The organism is Pedobacter sp. 01N416, assembly GCF_056399685.1.
Map to the genome: position 1 here is coordinate 1 of NZ_JBFTRT010000841.1, position 1,912 is coordinate 1,912.

1 protein-coding gene and 2 pseudogenes are annotated in these 1,912 nt (G+C 37.4%); 1 reads left to right on the forward strand and 2 read right to left on the reverse strand.

Annotation, left to right across the window (positions count from 1 at the left end):
* Window positions 1-40 precede the first annotated feature (40 nt).
* Window positions 41-691: a tRNA1(Val) (adenine(37)-N6)-methyltransferase gene (locus AC1DND_RS27715; protein WP_477586057.1), complete on the reverse strand. Its 651-nt coding sequence runs from the start codon at window positions 689-691 to the stop codon at window positions 41-43.
* Window positions 692-704: 13 nt separating this feature from the next.
* Window positions 705-878 (reverse strand): annotated as a pseudogene (locus AC1DND_RS27720) (VOC family protein); the annotation flags it as partial.
* 247 nt (window positions 879-1,125) lie between these two features.
* On the opposite strand from AC1DND_RS27720, the pseudogene AC1DND_RS27725 reads away from it, so the two are divergent.
* Window positions 1,126-1,912, forward strand: a pseudogene (locus tag AC1DND_RS27725) (phosphoribosylformylglycinamidine synthase); the annotation flags it as partial.

The window sequence follows — 1,912 nt, forward strand, 5'->3', positions numbered from 1 at the left end:
TCATTGTTCCCTACCCCGCCATCCATCCAAAAACCATAAGCTAGAAGGCCAGAAAAAAATCCTTCAGTAATTCTTTATAAGCTGCTGTATGCGCTTTTAAAGATTCATAAATATAAAAATCATTTTCCTTCAAAACCGCTTTACCTTTTTTTAAACAGATCACTTGTCTAAAGGTTGGCTTGCTTTGATCAGAATGAATATGGATCCGCTCTGCAAGCGATAAATTATAATGTGCAGCATTACCTATAACCTCATCAGCTTGTTTAACCGGAAGGATTAACCAAATCATACCTTCATCTGCCAATAACCCGCTCGATTTTTTAATGAGCATGCTAAAAAAGTCTTCATCTGCATGCCGGGCTATTCCTTTCCTAAATTCTTCACTTTTTAAATCATTTACAAAAAAAGGCGGGTTAGAAACAATCAGATCGAATTGCTGAGCATAGTTATATTGTTCAATTGATGTATGGTTAATGGTTAACCGCTCACTGAAAACAGATAATTGAAAATTCTTTCCAGCAGTTTGTGCGGCCTGTTCATCAATTTCTACAGCATGTATGCTTGCATCAGGAAATCGCTGGGCCAGCATCAAGGCAATTACACCAGTTCCCGTTCCAATATCCAATATATTTTTAGGTTTTTCGTGATTTACCATCGCCGCAATTAAAACACCATCCGTGTTAATCCTCATGGCGCAACCCGTTAGAAAACAGCTCGATCTGATATACACCATTTACTGCAAGATCTAATTTATACGATTTCCTTTCAGCCCGGTAAACCTCTGCCAAAATGGTAAAACCTAATTTATTGACATAAAAATCTTTCGATTTTTCATAATCTGAACAGATAATGGCAATATGGTGGATTTTATTGAACATAAATTCGATTTTAATAAGAAATACATTTGCAGCGTCAATTCCATAAGATTTCTTCTAAATAAAGTCGTCATCTCGACCGAAGCACCGCGGAGTGGAGAGATCTATCTTGACAGATTTCTCCACTCCGCCTGAAATGACGATCTGCGGGTTATATTAAGGTCAAAAGTAATAAAAGCGCAATTATATTGTAGGCTACAATGAGCTTTTTAAAATTTTAACACTATTTTTGCAACTTCAAAAAAAAAGCATGATTCATTTCTTCCTTAGTCAATCGCAGGCGATTTTTGTTCTACAAACAGACAAAGCGCTTTCTACCACTGATATTACTAAACTTGAATGGTTATTTGGCGGTGCCAAAATCTCGCAAGAAAAAGCGCTAACAGGCTTTTTCGTTGGGCCAAGAGCAGCAATGATTACTCCATGGAGTACCAACGCAGTAGAGATTACCCAAAACATGGACATGCAGGGAATCATCAGGATTGAAGAATTTAAGCAGGTTGATGAAAGTTTTGCGGATTACGACCCGATGCTTTCTCAAAAATACGACAAGCTCGATCAGGAGGTATATACCATCAATATCAAACCTGAACCTATTTTAGAAATCACCGATATTGCTGCTTACAACAAACAAGAAGGGCTTTCTTTAAGCGATGAAGAAGTTGAGTATTTAAATACTTTAGCGCAAAAACTAGAAAGACCGCTAACCGATTCTGAAGTTTTTGGTTTCTCTCAAGTGAATTCGGAACACTGCCGCCATAAAATTTTCAATGGTAAATTTGTAATCGATGGCGTAGAGCAACCTACTTCTTTATTTAAGCTGATCCGCAAAACATCAGAAGAAAATCCTAATGATATTGTTTCGGCCTATAAAGATAACGTAGCTTTTATCAAAGGCCCGAAAGTGCAACAATTTGCACCTAAACGTGCCGATGAGCCGGATTATTATACTACAAGCGATTTTGAATCGGTAATCTCATTAAAAGCAGAAACCCATAATTTCCCTACCACTGTTGAGCCTTTTAATGGTGCAGCAA